The organism is Parasphaerochaeta coccoides DSM 17374, from assembly GCF_000208385.1.
Lineage (GTDB): Bacteria > Spirochaetota > Spirochaetia > Sphaerochaetales > Sphaerochaetaceae > Parasphaerochaeta > Parasphaerochaeta coccoides.
On sequence record NC_015436.1, the window covers coordinates 459,341 to 476,702 of the forward strand.

The window sequence follows — 17,362 nt, forward strand, 5'->3', positions numbered from 1 at the left end:
GGTTCCTCCAGTATCTTATGGTTTCAGCATCCCGTATGTCCGTCCTGGAACGTATCGCTCATAGCGTCCGTAAGATTTCATCGGGCTTCCCGGAAGGGAATGGCTCTGCTGACGTATGAGAAGATAATCAAACTTCCGGCAAGAGGAAAGACCCTATGGCCGGACAGTGTGACTTCCTTCATTTTCCAGCATTATTCTGGGAAAACCAGTTCTGCCTTATCTACAATCACATCCCCGTTGGTGTCCAGCTTTGGCGCATCCCCACCGGAACGGAGCCACTTCACTCCCATGTATGCCAAAGGAGTGTCCAGCCAGGCGAAGATTACTTTCACTATCCAGTAAGGGATGATGAGGGAGAACACTTTGGCAGCGGTAAAATCAGGGTTCAGCCGATAGAACGAGATGAACATGAACAGTGTGGTGTCAGCGAACTGGCTTACCACTGTGCTCAGGTTCTTGCGAATCCAGAGGCCGCGACCGCCAGTGATTCGTCTGAGTACTGAGAACAGGAACACATCAATGTTCTGGCTGACCAGGAAGCCAATGATGCTGGCAGCGGTCATCCGCAGGCTGTTGCTGAATACGGCGGCATATTCCTGCTGGAGATGCCACGAGGGATTCGGTATCATGGAAATGCATGCCCATGCAATGAGGAAATAGAACGTCAGCATGATGGTTGATATCTGGACGAAAGAATATGACACTTTTCTGCCGTACACTTCATTAATCATGTCGGGGATGAGGAACAGGAAAGGCATGAACACAATACCCACCGACATGCGGATGCCGAGTATGGTGGTAATCTTCGAGCCCAGGATGTTTACCAAGACCATTGACGTGATGAACAGGGCGAAAAGGAACATTTTCTTCGTTTCTTGAGAAATTTTCTTCACGGGACGCTCCTCATGCAGACAGGATGTGGAAAAGATGAGACAAACGATACCGGGAAAAACCAAATAGGTCAAATACCGTTTACCACTTGGGTTTACGGGAGCAGTATGTGGACATGCTTATGGGCATCCTCAAAGAACGTCACGTATGGAGGGGCTTTGCGCCAGGGAGCTGCGTCAGCTGTGGAAATAGGGCAGAATCACCCGGTTTCTTTCCTTCCTGCCGAATGGTTGCGCAGGGTAGACCGGATAGCTGCCGATTCCATTCATGGAAACGGTGTCATTTTCAATCCATCCGTTTGAATAAACGTCAATGTCCAGTTCCGTCAGTTCATGAAGCAATTCAAAGAATCGTCGTACTACATCAGATTCCACCGTGTTACCTGTGAAAGAGATATTCAACTTGTCGTTGACGGAGCAAACACCGCAACTGATGGATGCTGCCTCCTGGGATGGCAAAAGCACTTCCATCATGAGTATATGTTTTTCCATGGATGGGGGGAGCTTTATGCAGCCCAGGTTGGTCATGACAGAAGTCACGGCATTGTTTGCCCGCTGTGATATAAAGCTGATTACGGCTTTTTTCAGGAACCACGGTATCAGCCGCACTCCAAGCATTTTCTCATAGCTGACATACGTCGCTATCCTGGCAGATAAATTTTCCTGTGTCAGCGTCGCTTCCATCTGTGCAGTCACGGATTCCACCATATCCCCGAAGTCCTGTTGCCCGGAAGACGCAGGAAGATTGACGCTGACCTGAGATACAAAATTTCTCAACGTCTTTGATGGAAAAAACTTGCGAAGATTGACCGGTATGCCAATCTGAATAGGATATTTATCATAACCCTGTTGGGAATCAGCCAAAGAAATTGCTTGGGCGAATACTGCCGCAAGATAGCCAGTCACGGTAGTTCCGTGCCGACGGGCATGCTCTTTGAACGCAGAGGAGGGAATAACACCGTGGACGACATGCGTTCCCCGGTTCTTGAGGAGTGTCCCCTGTATGGCGCGGGCTTTCCTCATTTCTACTTTTGATGTTCTGGCATGTTCATCATGGTATTTCAGGCATCCGTCCTCTTCTTCCTCCTTTTGGGGGACACCTTCCGGCAGCAGAATCAGGCCATCGTCCCGGACATCCTTTCCCATCAGAAGAAGATATTGATATACCAGCGACTTCAAGAACTCCATGGCTCCCGTTCCGTCCGTAATTGCATGGAAACATTCCAGTGAGATACGGCGTTTGAAATACATGATTTTAAACAGATATTCATTGGTTTCCTTGTCTCCCATGATTGGCATGCAGGGATAGGTCGCTTCTGCCTGCACCACCAGCGGATTGGTGTTTTCATAAAGATAGGCCCAGAATACGCCCGTCTTTAATTTCACGGCCATAGTAGGAAAACGGCTTATGGTTGTTTCAGCGGCACGCTGGAGGGTGGCAGGGTCAATATTTTCGGCCAATACCGCCGAAACCCTAAAGACACAAGCATTTGTCTTCTTCATGACCGCTGGGTAAAGTTTTGCAGTGTTGTCGAGTTTGTACCATCTTTTCATTCTGACATCTCCCTGTTGATCGCATGAGGGAAACCATCTTTTGCATGCGTGTGCAAGAATACTGATGTCGTGTTAACTGAATGTAAACCCGATGAATTTTATTGTAAAATATAAAAGGTCTTTACATCGGCGGGGATACAGGCAGGGATACTGTGAACGTAGTTCCCGCGCCAAGTTTGCTGTACACAGTAATAGTGCCTCCATGCATTTCTATGATTGTCTTTGCAATGGCAAGCCCTAGTCCGCTTCCTTTTTTTGTTCGTTCCCGTGATTTATCCGCCTTATAGAATCGTTCAAAGATATGTTTCTGCGCATCTTCGGCAATTCCTATGCCCGTATCGGAAATCTTGCATATGACGGACTTTCCATGTTCGTGCAATTCTACCTGTATACTACCGCCATCCGGAGTGAATTTTATGCTGTTGTGGATAAGGTTTATCCACACTTGGCTCATCATGTCTTCATCTGCGGTGAGGGTCACAGTATCAAGAGACGCTTCCATAGTGATGTTTTTTTCATTCCATTGCGGTTCGTAGCCGAGAAGCAGGGCGCGAAGCTGTTTGTCAATTCGGTATGGCTTGGGTTCGAATTTCACGCTGTCCGTTTCCAGCGCGGCAAGTTTCAGAAGGTTTTCGCTCAATCTGGAAAGTCGCATCGTTTCAGTCTCGATGATATTGAGAAAATGGTTTCGTTTTTCAGGTGACAATTCATCGTTGTACAGAAGCCGGGCGAACCCATTGATGGTAGCAAGAGGGGATTGAATTTCATGGGACACATTGGAGATGAATTCCTGCCGCATGTTTTCCATCTGTTCAAGGCTCAAGGTCATCTCATTGATACTCTTGACCAATGTTTCGAATGGTTCGTTTTCTTTCAGGTCATGATTCAATCGTACACTGAAATCTCCTCTCGCTATGCAGTCAAGGGCTTTCATTACTTCCGACAGCAGACGGATGTGCTTTGTGATGGGGGATTGCCTGAAATACCAGCGGAGAAAAAAGAAGAACGCCACGCTTGAGTAGCGCCATAGGAGAGTGAAGAACGTAGCACCGTTTTCCGGTACAGTGTGACCCATATAGGCGGCGTATAGAACAAAAGCAAGAAAATATGCAACGACCACTCCACCCGCTATCAATGCCGCGACGACAAGCGTCATGGCAATGCCTTGGAGAATGTCCTGCCGCTTGATATGGTGATCATCGACAGGGAGTCTGTCCAACAGGAGTTTTTTTACAAGAACCAACAGGAGTATCCAGAACAAAAAACCAAGTCCCCAGAACACTCGTGGATACTGGGCTTGCAGTAAAAAGCCTATGAGTCCGAAGATGGTGCTGGTCAATGCATATGCAATGGCAAAACAACCGAGCAGGACTGAAATTATGGTAATGGTAAGGATGAGCTTCCGGACATTGATTGGTTTCCGCGTGAAATCAATACCAAGCAACAATCTGACGCGCTGGCTTTTCTTTGCGGAGAGGAACAGCACTATCCACCCAATGAAAGAAAACAGGTAAAAGCTCAGCACGACATCATCCGTCATTTCAATCTTTGACAAGATGGCAATGATATATGACAGCGAAATTACAACAGTAAAAGCCATGACAAAACAGATTGTCAGCCCGGACAGTTCCGAAACAATGCCTTCCCAAAAAAACTGATGGTTTTGTTTTTTCATGAATCTACTTCCAGACGATAACCCAGTCCACGGATGGTCGTAATCCTGAAATCGGTTTTTTCTTCCGGGAAACGTTGGCGCAGACGGTTGATATGGACATCAAGCGTCCGTTCATTGCCCTCGAAACCATAACCCCAGATATCTTCAATCAACGTATCACGTGAGAATGTCCGTCCGGGATATCCTGCCAGCTTGAACAGAAGTTCAAATTCCTTGAGGGGAAGGGTGAACTTCATATTGCCCGCAATCACTTCATAATTCTTCCGGTTCATCATCAGCTTGCCAATTTGGACATTCTGCGAGGCAATGATCTGATAGCGTTTCAACAGTGCTTTCACCCGTGCCATCAATTCCAACGGCTCAAAGGGTTTGACCAGGTAATCATCCGCTCCCGCCTGAAAACCTTTGATTTTCTGCGCGGTTTCTCCTTTTGCCGTCAACATGAGCACGGGAATATCATAAGATGCTCGAAGTTCCTGACACAGCTCAAAGCCATCCATGTTCGGCATCATCAGGTCAATGATGGCAAGGTCGGCTTTTGATGTTTCCAGCTTTGAAAGAGCTTCAAGCCCATCGGCGGCCTCGTATACGGCAAACCCTTCCTTTTGCAAGATAATCCTTACCAATTCGCGAAGATGAGGGTCATCGTCAACGACCAGAATCTTATTCATGCCGAGGAGCCTCCTTCTGCGATGCTTTCTGCAATATCTTCTACATTATAATATCATTGATTACAGTCTGGGCGGTATGTAAACTGAAGATAAACTGAAGATAAACTGGAAATAAACTGGAAATAAACGAGATTGCTGAGGACTATGTTTCTGTCAGTTTGCCCGTACTTTTTTTAGTTTTCAGGGGAAGGGACGGTCGTACCAGCCAGCCAAGGACGGCGTACAAGGGGAAGATGGAAGCAATGATGTTCCAGTTCATCTGGAAGAAGGTGTCGGAGAACAGGCACTTGAAGATCATCAGGGCGCAGGTCGCAAGGGCAAAGCATCTCATTGAGGCGGAAAGTTTCACCAGGCATTCATGCTCTTTTCGACCAAAAGCAATACGGAACGCATAAACTGCGGGGATGATGAGCAACGGGTTGATGAAAATGATGTTCTCATTCCACCATGCCACATCGTGAGTGGAGAAAAACATCATGAAAAGCAGGAGCAAGGAAACAAAGGATAAGGCAAGAAAAAGCAGGCCGAGGGGAACTCCGTAGAGAATGCGCGGCAGAATAGGGGAATGTCCGTCACTTTTCCTCTTTGTCCGTATGAGCAGATAGTGGAGAAATCCGAAGAAAACAGCTAGCGCGACACCAAAGATGAGCGTGCGTGTAACAAAAATAGGGGCAGTGTCCGCAACCTCAGGACGAATGCCCTGTCCTGTGGTGTCGGAGATGACATTGACCACTGTGGCGAGAGCTGTGGCGTTCCCTCCATTTACTCCTTCATTTTTCAAGGGAAAATCGAGAATGGCTTGTTCCAGTATCTCCGGCAGGAACATTTCCTCCCACAATGTCAGCGGCTTGTCGATTACGCTGCTCTGGAGGTAGTCAAGGAGCCATGCCCAGAGAGGACTGGCATAGGAATGTCGCCGGACATGGTCGCGGTATGTCCCGGTTCCCGGTATGGAGCGAGCCCATTCGCCAAACTGTCCACCGGTCATTGCGTCAATGATGTCACGTATCCGTGTCGCGCAATTGTCATAGTAATGATGGTAAAGATATGTGTCGTTGCCGGGAGAAGTGTTGTATACCAGAAATTCCACCAAGGCGAGCTTCATGTCGGGAGATAGTTCAATCTCCATTGTCCTGACATCTCGTCTTTGCACATCTGTGCTCCAGTCCTGACGCCACAGCGCATCGGAGCTGATGACACGGTATAACATCCTGCCACGGGCGAAATCAAAAAAGAAATTATCGCTGGCCAGGTCAAAGATGCCATAGTCGAACATCACCGGTCTTTTGTCCGGTTCCTCAATGACGATTGCTGAATGTCCGAACCATTCCCACACGGCGTCACCGTTGCCGATTGTCTGTAGTTTGACGGTGAGTCCTTCGGCATATGCCTGTCTTTCGGATGTGCCTGCCTCAGCGGTAAAATCCCAGCCCTCCAGGAGTGTCCTGGACGAATTGAGCGTGGGGGTTTCCCGTGGGAGCATGCTGACTGCCCCAAGGTGGAGTACCGGTAGGATTAACGACACCAGAGCTGCAATGAAAAATTTTGCCCTGACGAAACCACATGATGACATGAAAACATCATAGCACAAGGAGAGTGTGGCGACCAAGTGTTTCAAGAAAGGTTCCAACGCAAAGGATTCCAAGCAGGAGGAGGCGCGGGGGAGAGTCAAATTTCTTGCTTCACTTGACACTGGACGGGTGAGCGTCTACTCTCATTCCATGCAAGGAGAAAACACGCCATGGACCGCGACCTGACCGTAGACGGCATCGTCCTGCGGACACGGCGCATGGGCGATATGCATCGCCGGCTCTCCCTGCTTTGTCCCGACTTGGGTATCATAGATGTCATAGCCTATGGGGCGCGCAAGGGCAAGAGGGCAATGAATGCGCAGATGTTTTCCCGTTCTACGTTTTTCCTGTATCATAATCCTGTCCGCAAGGAATATACGTTGAAGGATGCCCGGATGGAGAGTCCTCATGACGGTGTGCGTTCCCGCCTTGACAGCATGTGGGCGGCTTCGTTCTGGTCGGAGCTGTGTACCCGCACGGCGGGCGGTGATTGGAACGCCCTGTTCCTGTTGCTTTCCGAATGCCTGGACGCCCTGGAGGAAGACCCTTCCAGCGTTGAAAGGGCGAGCATCCAGTTTGTCTGGCATCTGCTCCATCTGGCGGGGATTGCGCCGGATCTGACGCGCTGTCCGGTGAGCGAGAGGGTTTATACCCATGATGAGATTCTGGGATTTTCCGCTTCTCTGCTGTCACCCTGTTCACGGGAAAACGGGGATGTCGATGACATGCTGCTTCCTCCCGGCGCACGGCGTTATCTTGCCATGACAGCCGGACGCGCGGTACGGGAGGCGGTGGCCGTACAATTGAACGACATCACTGCCCTGCGAATCAGGAGATACATGGTTCGCTACGCGCATCTTTTTGCCGGAGGACATCTGATGACCGTAGAATCTGGCTTTGGCATGATGGACATGGATGATGAAAGCGGGAATGTCTCCAATGAAGGTTCCGGGGATGGTTCCGATGATGAATGAGAAATTAAAAGACAAGGTTGATATATATGACATGGGAAAAGAAAAGGGTTTCCACGGAGACTGTCGGGAAACTGCACGAGCGGCTTGGACTGGATGTAATCACGGCCTCTATACTGGCGCGACGGGGCATTGAGGAAGTCCAGGATGTAAAATTCTTCCTGGAGAACGAACTGACGTTCCTGCACAATCCCTTCCATTTCGATGACATGGAAGTGTTCGTCGAGAGGATGCAGCAGGCTGTCGAAGATAAGGAGAAAGTCCGAATCTTTGGCGACAGGGATGTCGATGGCATCACAGGGACGGTGCTGCTTCATCAGGAATTTGAGCGTCTGGGACTGGATGCTTCCTATAAGTTGCCCGAAGGTGACGAGCCGTATGGACTGACCATGGCGGGCGTAGATGCCGCGCATGCTGACGGGGTGACACTTTTGGTGACGGTGGACTGCGGAATTTCCAACAACGATGAGATTGCGTATGCTTCGACTTTGGGACTCGACACGTTGGTTCTCGACCACCATCTAGGCGGAGATGTTCTGCCGCCCGCCATGGCAATCATCAATCCGAAGCTGGAAGGGAGCGGCTATCCATTCTCCCATCTGGCGGGATGCGGGGTAGCGGCGAAGTGCATCTGGGCGTTACGGTTCTCATATACGGACTTTTTCCGGGAGGAGTGCATCCTTCTCCATGCCCAGCCAGGAAACGACACGGTAATCATCAGGGCGTTGCGCTTGCGCAACATGATTGTGGATGATCGGATTTCTGAGGAGGTCGTGCCGGGAATGCTTCCTCCGGAAAAAAGCCGACTGCTTCAGTTCCTCTCTGCCGGTGTTCCTATCCTTGTCCTTGACGAGGAGGAGGAGACCAGTCAGTTGCGTAAGGCGTTTGGTCGCGGGGTGGACATCCATTGTGTGTCAATGCGTCAGGAGATGGAAAAAGTTCTGCCGCAGATACGGGGCAAGAGTATCTTTGCCTTGACCAGCATCAGCCGAGGCGCCCGCTACGGACTACTGGGTCGGGATGAGCTTGATGCTTTGTACATGCTTTTCATGGCGTTCGTCATGCACAAGGAGCCTTTGCTTTCCGAGGACTATGATTCCCTGCTCGACTTGGTGGCTATTGGGACTATCGCGGACTTGATGCCGATGATTGATGAGAACAGAATCCTGGTGCGGCGTGGGCTGTCCGTTCTCAAGTCCAGTCGTCGCAAAGCTCTCCAGCCGCTGATGGCCATGCAGAATCTCATTGGACGGAGTCTATCTACGACGGACATAAGCTGGAACCTGACGCCCTTGATTAACGCCGCAGGGCGCATGGGTGAACCGTCCATCGCCGTTGAGATGCTGCTGAGCAAGGATGCCCATGAAAGCGAGAGGCTGGCAGGAGAGCTGGTTCAGCTTAACAAAAAACGTCAGAAGATGGGAGAGGATGTCTGGGTACGTCTTGAACCCAAGGCAAAGGCAAGCAAGGAAAGTCATGGAGGCAAGTTCCTGATGGTTGAGGATCCCTCGATCAGCAGGGGATTGACTGGCATCATGGCAAGCCGCCTGCTCCGTCAGTTCAGCATCCCGTCACTTGTCATTGCCAAGACGGACGACCACCGGGTTACCGGCTCCATGCGCAGCCCTGATGATTTTCACGTCAGGGATTTCCTGTCCCAGTTTGAAGACTTGTTCCTTGATTATGGAGGACATGCGCGGGCGGGAGGTTTCTCCATGGAGACGGATAACCTGTCCGGTTTCAAGGACAGGCTGATGGACGTGGTGGAAAGGATGGACGGCGTGGACGAGCATGGCGAAAGTATCAGGATTGACTGTTCCCTGCCAGCACGTTTCATGACGCCGGACATCATGAAGGTCGTGGAATTTTTCGAGCCATACGGGGAGCAGAATCCGCCCATACATTTCATGATTGAGGGTGCGATTATCTCTGATATATCTTCCATGAACAACAGGCAAGGCTCTGACCATCTCCGTCTGTCGGTTTCCTACGGGAGCCATACATGGCCGGCTGTCTACTGGCAGGCGGCTGACAAGTTGGACAGGGAGTTTTCCCTTGGGGATAGTGTCAATGTCGTTTTCCGGCTTGGCCGCAACTATTTCCGCAATACGGAGATTGTGCAGTTGACCGTAATGGACATTGTCCGGCACTCTTGACAAACAGGCGGGTTTTTTGCATGCTGATTTAGCATTTATTCCCATGGACGGGAGAGGAGGTGATTAATTTGGCTTTTGTACGTGTAGACGACAACGAACCGCTCGAAAAGTCAATCAAGCGTTTCAAGCGCATGGTTGAAAAAGAAGGCATCATTCGCGAGTGGAAGAAAAGAGAGTACTACGAGAAGCCTTCGACCATCCTCAACCGCAAGAATAAGGCTATGAGTCGCAGACAGCTCAAGAAGGTACGCAAATTGCACAACCAGAAAAGTGTATGATGCACCTTCCTAACATGTGATTTAGTATGTAACGATTCCCCTGCCCAATGAGAAGGCGGGGGATTTTGTTTTTATGTGTCTGTATGCTGTCAGAGAATTATCTGTATCACTACTTTTCTGTTAGTCGTAGTGCCGTCACCCAGTGTCACATCATGAACGGGAAAGATGAAAGAGAAACCATATTGTCCTCTTAAAAAAACTTTTTCCCCTTTGCACTCATGATAGCCTGGAATCCATTTCTATCCAGTCCTTTATTCTGCATGAGCCTGTATGAGCGTCAGGACAGTTTTCCGTATCTTTTCCAATCCTTCCAGAGGATCTTCACTATCAATGACTGACTGCTCAATGGGACACATTCCGGTCTTGTACCTGTTTTCAATGACATCGACATAGCGTCCATATTCGGTTTCAATGGAATGGGCGTCCAAATATTTTTTTGCCGCCGCGCTCATGATCTGGCCATATGCCTTGCGGACACCACCTGCCACCAGTATCATTGCCGCCGCCTTGCCTATGATTTTATCAATGACCACTGCATCCTTCAGCTTTTCCGGGGCGGTATCATACAGTTTCAAAAGAGGAGATACACCACGCCCATCCGCTTTATGGACAATGGCATCATCCTGTATGACAACGCAGCTTATCGTGCCGGTCTCAATTAAATGAAGTGCTTCATCACACGCCCCTTGCTTTTGAGAGGATGAACTTTTTATCATGATGTGGAACCTCCTGATGTATCTTCACTGTGACCATAATGAACGCGCAAACCTCCGGGAATCCCAAAGTCCCGGCTTCCCATACCGCATCCGGTTTTTGTGACGGACATGTTTCCCATGGGACGGAAATCATCCGTAAAATATTTTATCAAAGCGACACCGGTAGGTGTGCAGAACTCTCCCCGTGTGTCACCACTGTAGAACGGGATGCCATGCAAGAGATGAGCTGTCGCGGGAGCTGGAACAGGCAATATCTTTCCTCCCCACTGATTTTCCCCGTATCCTGTGCGGATGGATGAGGAAAAAATGCGGTCAGGATTCAATTCCTCCATCAAAATACAACAACCCAAGACATCAATGACAGCATCCATCGTTCCCAAACGACTGTCATGGATATCCTGTATCGCCATGCCATGCACGCGACTCTCGGCCTCAACAATCATATGCAGTATAGCGCGGGCATTCTTCTTGATGCCATGGGGGAGGGTAAGCGAAGCAATGATATGCTCGATTTTCGCGAATCCGCCTGTCTCATCTTGAAAATCTTCTTTTCTCTCAAAGACAGCATTATCAGATTCTTCCGTCTGACCGTTCCACAGGACTTCCGTATGAGTGCCCTCACTTCCATGCCTCGACAGTTTCTTGCATGATACGTACATTCCCGGAATGCCCAGTCCGTTGATTGCTTCCAAAAACACATGAGGATTGGGAACCAGCTCAAGCAATGCCGACATGAGCATGTCGCCGGCGACTCCCATGCTGCAATCAATATATATCGTTTTCATGAAAAACCCTTGCCTATGGTTATTCTTGCTACCACATGATTACTGAACATAATGTCTCACATTTTACATAAAAAAAGAACACATACATTGTGGGAAACTTACAAAAGATTTAAATTATTCACTATATATCAAAATTTATACCGTCTAAACTTAATTTTTCATGAATATCATGATGTCTATTTGACATTTTCATCATTTTTCTCTAGAATGCTCAAAATATTAGGAGATGATACATGCTTATTCTGATTGCTGATGCATTCGACACGTCTTTGCCAAAACAATTATCCCGGTTCGGTGAAGTGACCTCAGATCCCGCAAGGCTGGGGGAAGCCGATATTGTCCTGGTTCGCAGCAAGACCAAATGTACCAGTGATTGGATGGCAGGTGCGCCCCGTGTCAAGGCCATCATCCGTGGTGGAGTAGGGATGGATAACATCGACATGGAGAGTGCTGCCAGCAAAGGAATTTTGACCCTGAACACGCCGACAGCTTCCAGCATTGCTGTCGCCGAGCTTGCGTTCTCCCTGATGCTTGCGGTTCCTAACCACATAAGCGAATATGACGCTGGCATGAAATCTGGAAAATGGTTGAAAAATCTCAAACGCACTGAATTGTACGGGAAAACCATTGCGCTTCTGGGAATGGGCAATATAGCCACGGAAGTAGCAAAACGCGCTCTTGCGTTCGGCATGAAGGTTGTGGCTTATGATTGCTCCAAGAAGGGTTCTCCCTATGCGGAAATGAAGGACTCGGTAGAGGATGCAGTCAGGGATGCCGACTATGTCTCCGTCCATCTGCCGTTGAATGCCGCCACCAACCATCTGGTTGACCGGAAACTTCTGGAAGTCATGACGCGCAAGCCGGTCATCATCAATACAGCCCGCGGACTATGCATTGATGCACAGGCAATGGTAGATGCCTTGGAGAATGGCCAGGTTTCCTGGTATGCGGCGGATGTCTATCCGAGCGATCCTCCATCGCCTGACTATCCTCTTTTGAAATGCGAACATGTGACGCTGACTCCTCATGTGGGGGCAAACAGCGAGGAAAACCTGGGGCGTATCGGCGACGAAGTCGTCCGTATCATCGAAAGACTGAAAGATGAAGGGAAGGTGTGAAGTGGAGCGCAAGAAGATCTTTTTTGCAGGGCCTTCGGTGATGCCCGTCGAAGTATTGACGGAGATGTCTGAGAATCTTGTCGATTATCATGGGCAGGGATTGTCCATGCTTGAAGCAAGCCATCGTGGGGGCATGTTCGAGGATATGTACGATGAGACCTTGGCTTTGATACGTCAGGTCATGGACATTCCCGACGAGTATGAAGTTTTTTTCCTTGGGGGAGGCGCAACCCTTCAGTTTTCCATGATACCCTTGAACTTTCTGAAAAAAGATGGCTTTGCCGACTATGCTGATACCGGCACGTGGTCAGGCAAGGCGGCCAGTGATGCCAAGACCATAGGAACCGTCCGGCTGGCATATGACGGCGCGTCTTCTCATTATACCAGCATGCCGGATCCTGCCGCTTTCAAGCCGGATTCCGCGGCCTCATACCTCTACATCTGTAGCAATGAGACAGTCGGAGGAATCGAATGGCCGGCGTATCCCGAAACAGGTAACGTTCCGCTTATCGCGGACATGTCCAGTGATTTCTTTTCACGCCCGGTGCGGGTGAAGGACTTCGGCATGATTTATGGGGGAATACAGAAGAACCTTGGTCCCGCGGGGGCAACCCTGCTCATCATCCGCAAGGATTTGCTGGAGAGCCGCAATTCCGGTTTACCCACCTATCTGGACTACGGCACGCATGTCTCGCAGAAAGGGCTTTATAATACACCTCCGGTCTTTGCCATCTGGGCTGTGAAACTGGTCCTTGACTGGATAGTGCGCAACGGAGGGTTGGCGGGAATGGATGAAAAGGCACGTTCAAAGAGTTCCTTGCTTTATGATGTCATAGACAACAGTGGAGGGTTCTACCGTTCTCCCGTGGACAGACGCTTCCGCTCCCGAATGAACATAGTGTTTCGCCTTGCTACTGAGGAATTGGAGAACGAACTGATAGCCGAGTCAAAGAAGCTGGGCATGCTGGGACTCAAGGGACACCGTTCAGTAGGAGGACTAAGGGCGTCGGTCTATAATGCGCTTCCAGAAGCGGATGTCCATGCCTTGGTTGATTACATGCGTGACTTCCAGGCACGCAAAGGGTAAGAGGAAGTACTATGGGAACAAAATTTGATGCGACCAACAAGGAAATTCTGAGAAGGCTCGGTAAAGACGGGCGTAAGCCCTTCAGCGTCATTGCAGATGAGTTGAAGATAACAGAAAATACAGTGCGTTCCCGTGTGAACAAACTGATAGAAGAAGGAACGCTTCAGATTAACGGTCTGATAGATCCTGCCCATTCATCAGGACTCCAGGCGTTTTTCATGGGGGTCAGGATGAAGACTTCCCTTGACCTGGGGCAGAAAGCCTCCGACTTCTCGAAACTTCGGGGAGTGGTTTCCGCCGTCGTGGTCACTGGGCGGTATGACCTGATTGTCCAGCTCATCCTCTCTGAGAACGAAGGCGTGACCTTGCTTGATTTTTTCAAGAATGAGTTGGTCAAGGTCAAGGACATCATGGAAGTGGAGACTTTCCTGGTCTACGAAGCATGCAACCATAGGGTACCATACGTGTTGTGACGGCACTGTCTTGCATATGAGAATGCGTAAATAGTGCGCAAAAGATAAGCTCTCGACAGATATCATTCTAAATTGTTAAGAATTGGTGTATATTTGTGTCATGATTTCTCTTTGGGGTAACTGCAATGAAAAGAACGCGGAGTGATTCGCGGGAACTGGGCAAGGGACAGCAGGCATGGATAGAAGCAAGTACACAGATATAGCGCCATATGATGAAAAAGAGATTGCGGCGGCGGTTGCTCGGCTTCAGGCGAAACCGGGTATATATGATGTAATCACCGATCTGATCATCAAGTCCAATCCTCTGACCGCTTGGTACAAGAAAAGCGTCTTCAAAGACAAATTCCAGGAATCGCTTGCCCAAGTCCGGAGCTATGATGATTTTCAGCGCAACATTACCGCAGGAATCTTCATCCCTGCCATCCTCAAAGGCTCGGTGGATGATTTCTCATACAGCGGAGTGCAAGAGCTTGATCATTCCAAACCATATCTTTTTATCAGCAATCATCGGGACATTGTCCTTGACTGTGCCCTCTTGGACTATGCGCTTCTTAACGAGGGTCATAATCTCTGTGAAATGGCCATCGGCGACAATCTCCTGATTCATCCTCTTGCCTTGGATCTTTTCAAGCTCAACGGTGGAGTCACCGTTAAGAGAACCCTTCCGTTGCGGGAGAAATACTTGGAGTCCATCCGGCTGTCCCGTTATTTCGTTGAATTAATCACGGAGGAGAAGACTTCCATCTGGATTGCGCAGAAAAGCGGCCGGGCAAAGGATGGCATTGATGTCACAAGTCCTTCCATCATCAAGATGCTGTATCTTTCCAGCAAAACGAAAGGCATTGGATTTTCCGACTTGATCAACGCCTGTAATATTGTGCCCGTGGCAATCAGCTATCAATATGATCCCTGTGACATCAACAAGGGACGTGAGGAAATCAGCAAGAAGTTGCACGGGGGCGAATATACGAAACGTAAATATGAGGATATCCTCAACATGCTTCGCGGTTTAAGGAAATATAAGGGGAACATTCATATTGCTTTCGGTACAAAGCTGGAAGGGAATTTTCAGGATCCCAATGAAGTAGCTGCGGAAATCGACCGGCAGATACATATGAATTATCGGCTTTGGGATACAAATTATTTTGCTTATGACTATGTGACGGACTCACAGGACTATGCAGGTGAATATGAATCCCTCAACCAGAGAAAATTCCTTGCCCGTTATAAGCGCTTGAGTCATGATGTGCGCACTTATGTCCTCAATGCCTATGCCAATCCTGTTCGTTCACGTCTTGCCGCAGAAGGAGCGGGAGCATATCCCTGTTCGCTGGAAGCTATTATATAGAGGGAATCGTATAGGTTACGTCAGCGCAAACACTGCTAAACGTCGGTAGCATTTGACGGATTATGTGCCAGCTGGATTATGTGCGTCCTACCGATTTCCTCAACTCATCTTGTGAGAGTCTCACCAAAAATGTACGACCATGGGGACAGCGGGGTTCTGCCATGGCAAAGACTTTGCGCAGGATTTCTTCCGCAGCCATCTTGTCCAGTGTGTCTCCGTCACGTATGGCGGAATGGCAGGCGATGATTGCATACAGTCCTTTGTCAAGTTCCGTCATGTCGCCGCAGTGGTGGCTGATGAAGTCTACGACCTGTTTTTCCACGGGTTTGCCGAGGGCAGGCATGGTCATGATTTCCCATTGCCGTTCATCGGGTCTGGTCAGTTCAATGCCGTACTCCGCGTACAGATGCGAGTTCTGCTGGAGGTATTCATCGACATCTCCGTCCACATCGAAGCTCAAGGGAACCATCAGCTTCTGTATGTCCTTACGGCTCACGATTTCATCGTAAAGGATGCGTTCATGCGCGGCATGTTGGTCAACTATGTAGAGATCTCCATCTTTCTCAGCGATGAGGAAAAGGGAAAATGCCTGTCCTATGTAGGTGAAGTCCTGTTCCGAAGCATTTTCAGGTATCCATGTGGTGGCGTCAGCGGCGGTTCTGTCCGCTTTGATGGTCACGGCGGACGATGTCCCGGATTTCTGGAGGAAATCACGCGCTTTCTCAAACCAACAGAAATCAGCTGGTTTGCCACTGTTCTTCAGGGCTTCTGCAACAGAGGACGGGGCAGGCGAATATCCTGAAGCGGAACCATAACCATAGGTGACGTGTTTGGATGCGACATGAGTGTCGGCGGTTCGTTCTCCTTGATGACGTGGGGAGGCGCCAAGTTCCGGTTGCACGTCGGACTGCACGTCGGCCGCATGGTCTTCCTGCATCATGCCCCTCAGACGTGGTATGGTGCGGCGAACTTGTGTCCTGACCATTTCTACAATCTGATGATGTATTTCAGCCTTGTTCCTCAGCTTGACTTCCCGCTTTGCCGGATGGATGTTGAAATCAGCTAGTTCAGGATCCACGGAAATGAAAAGATAGCAGTATGGGAATGAACCGCCAGGCAGCATTTCCCCATAGCCATAGGTAACGGCCTGTACGAGCGCATAATCTTCAATCGGCCTGTTGTTGACATACACCTTGATGTGGGAACGGTCAGAACGGAACGTAGAAGGGGTCGAGCAGACGGCATACAGGTCAAAGCGTCCGGCGTGGTCGGTCAATTCCATTGTTTCGGAACGCACAAGGTTCTTGTCCGTAGCCAGTGCATCAAGGACACGCTCCTTGCGGTTTGTGACAGGGAAATGAACACGGAGGCTATCGTCAACCAGCAGCCGAAATTCAATGGAAGGGAAGGCAAGGCTTTTTTCAACCATGACGGCACGGCAGCTTGCCGCCTCCGCAGAGGCTCTTTTCATGAAGTTACGGCGGGCAGGGATGAACTTGAAAAGCCCTTCCACGTCTACCTTGGTGCCAGTGGAAGGCCCTCCGGGGACGGGTTCTTCCTTCCGTCCGTTGTCAACGGTCATGCTCCATGGGCTTTGTCCGTGCCAGCTGCTGGCTATCGTCACCCGTGAGCAGGCCGCAATGCTGTACAAGGCTTCTCCACGAAAACCCATGGTGGACAGATGATACAGGTCATCGACCGAGGCCACCTTGCTGGTGGCATGGCTTTCACAGCACAACGGCAGGTCGTCAGGAGCGATGCCTGAGCCGTTATCCATGATGGAGATGAGATCCAGTCCTCCGTTTTCAATGGCGACGGTGATGGTCGTGGCCCCGGCATCGACGGCATTGTCTATGAGTTCACGAACAACGGACGATGGGCGTTCAATGACTTCTCCCGCTGCAATCCTCTGGGCGACAATGGGATCCAGCCGTTTGATGCGTCCTGTTTTTTCCATGATCTTATCATACCATGATAAAGAAAAAATGTCGCAGGGATGTTGTTTGCGGGTTTTGTTTCATTGGACATACAATTACAAGTGTCCATCAGGACTGAATTTCGGAACATGA

15 protein-coding genes are annotated in these 17,362 nt (G+C 49.6%); 7 read left to right on the forward strand and 8 right to left on the reverse strand.

Annotation, left to right across the window (positions count from 1 at the left end; genetic code table 11):
- Positions 1-191: 191 nt before the first annotated feature.
- The 5 genes from SPICO_RS01960 to SPICO_RS01980 all read right to left on the reverse strand — a co-directional run bounded on the left by SPICO_RS01960 (position 192) and on the right by SPICO_RS01980 (position 6,363).
- Positions 192-893 carry a queuosine precursor transporter gene (locus tag SPICO_RS01960; protein WP_013739016.1) on the reverse strand — a complete coding sequence of 234 codons (702 nt, stop codon included), beginning with the start codon at positions 891-893 and terminating at the stop codon, positions 192-194.
- Between the two features lie 174 nt (positions 894-1,067).
- A complete protein-coding gene (locus tag SPICO_RS01965; protein ID WP_013739017.1) occupies positions 1,068-2,444 on the reverse strand; it encodes an alcohol acetyltransferase in 1,377 nt (458 codons plus the stop codon).
- Positions 2,445-2,565: 121 nt separating this feature from the next.
- Positions 2,566-4,119: a sensor histidine kinase gene (locus SPICO_RS01970; RefSeq protein WP_013739018.1), complete on the reverse strand. Its 1,554-nt coding sequence runs from the start codon at positions 4,117-4,119 to the stop codon at positions 2,566-2,568.
- The gene (locus SPICO_RS01975) at positions 4,116-4,790 is read right to left on the reverse strand and encodes a response regulator transcription factor (RefSeq protein ID WP_013739019.1); all 675 of its coding nucleotides are present in this window, start codon (positions 4,788-4,790) and stop codon (positions 4,116-4,118) included. Before SPICO_RS01975 ends, SPICO_RS01970 begins: the two co-directional genes overlap by 4 nt.
- 142 nt (positions 4,791-4,932) lie before the next feature.
- Positions 4,933-6,363 (reverse strand): lipoprotein N-acyltransferase Lnb domain-containing protein, encoded by a 1,431-nt coding sequence (locus SPICO_RS01980; protein WP_041394973.1) that lies wholly within the window; start codon positions 6,361-6,363, stop codon positions 4,933-4,935.
- A gap of 168 nt (positions 6,364-6,531) precedes the next feature.
- Here SPICO_RS01980 and recO point away from each other — a divergent pair, with 168 nt between their 5' ends.
- The 3 genes from recO (at position 6,532) to rpsU (ending at position 9,766) form a co-directional block, all read left to right on the forward strand.
- Complete coding sequence (gene recO / locus SPICO_RS01985) at positions 6,532-7,335, forward strand: DNA repair protein RecO (RefSeq protein ID WP_013739021.1); 804 nt, start codon at positions 6,532-6,534, stop codon at positions 7,333-7,335.
- Between the two features lie 26 nt (positions 7,336-7,361).
- On the forward strand, positions 7,362-9,488 hold the full coding sequence (gene recJ, locus SPICO_RS01990; protein ID WP_013739022.1) for a single-stranded-DNA-specific exonuclease RecJ: 2,127 nt from the start codon (positions 7,362-7,364) through the stop codon (positions 9,486-9,488).
- Positions 9,489-9,556: 68 nt separating this feature from the next.
- Positions 9,557-9,766, forward strand: coding sequence for a 30S ribosomal protein S21 (gene rpsU, locus SPICO_RS01995; protein WP_041395418.1), 210 nt, complete (start codon positions 9,557-9,559; stop codon positions 9,764-9,766).
- 251 nt (positions 9,767-10,017) lie between these two features.
- On the opposite strand, the gene SPICO_RS02000 is transcribed toward rpsU, so the two are convergent.
- On the reverse strand, positions 10,018-10,482 hold the full coding sequence (locus SPICO_RS02000; protein ID WP_013739024.1) for a DUF1893 domain-containing protein: 465 nt from the start codon (positions 10,480-10,482) through the stop codon (positions 10,018-10,020).
- Positions 10,479-11,267 (reverse strand): nickel pincer cofactor biosynthesis protein LarC, encoded by a 789-nt coding sequence (gene larC, locus SPICO_RS02005; protein ID WP_013739025.1) that lies wholly within the window; start codon positions 11,265-11,267, stop codon positions 10,479-10,481. The genes SPICO_RS02000 and larC overlap by 4 nt, the downstream gene beginning before the upstream one ends.
- A gap of 233 nt (positions 11,268-11,500) precedes the next feature.
- Between larC and SPICO_RS02010 the strand changes: the two genes are divergently transcribed.
- From SPICO_RS02010 to SPICO_RS02025, 4 genes are all read left to right on the forward strand, one after another.
- Entirely contained in the window at positions 11,501-12,385 is an 885-nt protein-coding gene (locus SPICO_RS02010; RefSeq protein WP_013739026.1) for an NAD(P)-dependent oxidoreductase, read from the forward strand.
- A gap of 1 nt (position 12,386) precedes the next feature.
- Positions 12,387-13,472, forward strand: a complete 1,086-nt coding sequence (gene serC, locus SPICO_RS02015; RefSeq protein ID WP_041394975.1) for a 3-phosphoserine/phosphohydroxythreonine transaminase — start codon at positions 12,387-12,389, stop codon at positions 13,470-13,472.
- A gap of 11 nt (positions 13,473-13,483) precedes the next feature.
- Entirely contained in the window at positions 13,484-13,945 is a 462-nt protein-coding gene (locus tag SPICO_RS02020) for an Lrp/AsnC family transcriptional regulator (RefSeq protein ID WP_013739028.1), read from the forward strand.
- A 175-nt stretch (positions 13,946-14,120) separates the two neighbouring features.
- A complete protein-coding gene (locus SPICO_RS02025; protein WP_013739029.1) occupies positions 14,121-15,293 on the forward strand; it encodes a 1-acyl-sn-glycerol-3-phosphate acyltransferase in 1,173 nt (390 codons plus the stop codon).
- Between the two features lie 76 nt (positions 15,294-15,369).
- Here SPICO_RS02025 and mutL read toward each other — a convergent pair whose 3' ends face one another.
- On the reverse strand, positions 15,370-17,250 hold the full coding sequence (gene mutL, locus SPICO_RS02030; protein WP_013739030.1) for a DNA mismatch repair endonuclease MutL: 1,881 nt from the start codon (positions 17,248-17,250) through the stop codon (positions 15,370-15,372).
- Positions 17,251-17,362: the final 112 nt, after the last annotated feature.

Bases quoted from the DNA above. Each gene is read 5' to 3' on its own strand.
- SPICO_RS01965 (WP_013739017.1), bottom strand. From the start codon at position 2,444: ATGAAAAGATGGTACAAACTCGACAACACTGCAAAACTTTACCCAGCG.
- larC (WP_013739025.1), bottom strand. From the start codon at position 11,267: ATGAAAACGATATATATTGATTGCAGCATGGGAGTCGCCGGCGACATG.
- mutL (WP_013739030.1), bottom strand. From the start codon at position 17,250: ATGGAAAAAACAGGACGCATCAAACGGCTGGATCCCATTGTCGCCCAG.
- SPICO_RS01970 (WP_013739018.1), bottom strand. From the start codon at position 4,119: ATGAAAAAACAAAACCATCAGTTTTTTTGGGAAGGCATTGTTTCGGAA.
- SPICO_RS02025 (WP_013739029.1), top strand. From the start codon at position 14,121: ATGGATAGAAGCAAGTACACAGATATAGCGCCATATGATGAAAAAGAG.
- SPICO_RS02010 (WP_013739026.1), top strand. From the start codon at position 11,501: ATGCTTATTCTGATTGCTGATGCATTCGACACGTCTTTGCCAAAACAA.
- SPICO_RS01980 (WP_041394973.1), bottom strand. From the start codon at position 6,363: ATGTCATCATGTGGTTTCGTCAGGGCAAAATTTTTCATTGCAGCTCTG.
- SPICO_RS01975 (WP_013739019.1), bottom strand. From the start codon at position 4,790: ATGAATAAGATTCTGGTCGTTGACGATGACCCTCATCTTCGCGAATTG.
- recJ (WP_013739022.1), top strand. From the start codon at position 7,362: ATGACATGGGAAAAGAAAAGGGTTTCCACGGAGACTGTCGGGAAACTG.
- SPICO_RS02000 (WP_013739024.1), bottom strand. From the start codon at position 10,482: ATGATAAAAAGTTCATCCTCTCAAAAGCAAGGGGCGTGTGATGAAGCA.
- recO (WP_013739021.1), top strand. From the start codon at position 6,532: ATGGACCGCGACCTGACCGTAGACGGCATCGTCCTGCGGACACGGCGC.
- SPICO_RS02020 (WP_013739028.1), top strand. From the start codon at position 13,484: ATGGGAACAAAATTTGATGCGACCAACAAGGAAATTCTGAGAAGGCTC.